This is a genomic window from Microbacterium sp. zg.Y909, assembly GCF_024626565.1.
In genome coordinates, this window is record NZ_JANJFJ010000610.1 from 1 (window position 1) to 1745 (window position 1745).

General features: G+C 71.1%; 2 protein-coding genes. One reads left to right on the forward strand and one right to left on the reverse strand.

What is annotated here, in order from left to right:
• Window positions 1-940, forward strand: a 940-nt coding sequence (locus NQ160_RS23390; RefSeq protein WP_257517398.1) for an ABC transporter substrate-binding protein, incomplete at its 5' end; no start/stop codon positions are given.
• Window positions 941-1143: 203 nt separating this feature from the next.
• Here NQ160_RS23390 and NQ160_RS23395 read toward each other — a convergent pair.
• On the reverse strand, window positions 1144-1745 hold a 602-nt coding region (locus tag NQ160_RS23395), incomplete at its 5' end, for an AMP-binding enzyme (RefSeq protein ID WP_257517399.1).

Below are 1745 nucleotides of genomic sequence, written 5' to 3' on the forward strand. Positions count from 1 at the left end.
GGTCTTCGCGATCCTCAACGGCCTCGGCACGGCGACCCACCAGTCGGTGCTGGACTTCCTCGACCAGAACTCGGTGCCCGACCTGTTCGTGGCATCGGGCTCGACCGCCTGGAACCAGCCCGAGACCTACCCGAACACCTTCGGCTTCAACGCCGACTACGTCGTCGAGGGCGCGGCGCTCGGCCAGTACGCCGCCGACGAGTTCCCCGACGCGGCGGTGTGCATGCTCGGTCAGGACGACGACTTCGGCGACGAATTCCTCGAGGGTCTCGAGATGGCCCTCGGCGCGGACGGCCTCACCGAGGTGCAGCGGTACTCGGTGTCGAACCAGGACGTCACCGCGCAGATCGGCGCGCTGCAGGCCGCCGGATGCGACATCGTGACGCTGGCGACCATCAACGGCTTCACCGCGCTCGCGGTCGGCACGGCGGCGCAGCTGGGCTGGTTCCCGCAGTGGTTCGGCTCCTCGTCGGGCGCCGACTACCCCACCCTCGTCGGCTACCTCGGCGAGGACATGGCGCCGAAGCTGCTCCAGGGCTTCACCGGCACCAACTACCTGCCGATGGCCGACGACGAGTGGGTCGAGCTCTTCCGCGAGATCAACACGGAGTACAACGGCGACGCCCCCTTCGACGGCAACACGATCTTCGGCATGAGCGTGGGGTACGTCTTCGCCGAGGCGCTGGCCGCGGCGGGCGAGAACCCGACGCGCGAGGCCCTCGTCGAGGCGGTGCGGTCAGGCGACCTCGTGGGCAACGGCATCCTGCCGCTGGCGTTCGGTCCCGACAGCCACGCCGCGTATCTGGGCGTCGGCATCACGACGGTGGACCAGGGCGTGCAGGACTACATCGACGCGACCTACGAGGTTCGCGACGGCAGTGTGACGGCAGTGGACCCGCAGCCGGTGCCGCTGTCAGGCGCCGGAGTCCCCGGCGCCTGACGCCGAGCGCGTCATCGCACAACACCCCCTGACGGGCCCGAGGGCTCCGCCAGGGGGTGTTGTGCGTCTGGCGCGGCGGCGCGGGCGTCCACCGCGGACGCGCGGGGTGCGTGCTTGCCGTCGATGCGTGCCGGGCACGCCGGGCACGCGCAACGCCGCGCCGGGGGATCCCCCGGCGCGGCGTTCGTCCAGCAGGTTTCAGGTCAGGCGATGGGGCCCAACCCGGAGTCGGGGATCACGGCGGCGGCGACGACGGTCGGCGCGGGCGAGAACCGCGCGACCAGCTCCCGCTTCAGCACCTTGCCGCTGCCGCCCAGCGGCAGATCCGCCAGCACGTGCACGGTCCGCGGGTACTTGTACGCCGCGATGCGCTCTCGTGTGAAGGCGATCAGCTCGTCGGCATCCACACTGTGTCCGTCGTGCGGCACCACCGCCACGTGCACCTCCTGCCCGCGCAAGTCGTCGGGCACGCCGAAAACGGCTGCGACCGCGACGGCGGGATGCCGCGCGATCACGGCCTCCACCTCGGTCGGGTACACGTTGTAGCCGCTGCGCACGATCATGTCCTTCTTGCGGTCCACGATCGTCAGCACCCCGTCGACGAACCGGCCGAGGTCGCCGGTGCGGAACCATCCGTCGACGATCGTCGCCGCGGTCGCCTCGGGCCGCCCGAGATAGCCCTTGAACAGGTTGTGCCCGCGCACCACCACCTCGCCCAGCGCGTCGGGGTCGGTGAGCAGCGCGATCTGCTCCTCCTGCTCGGCATCGGCGATCGCCACGTCGACCCCCCAGAGGGGACGCCCCA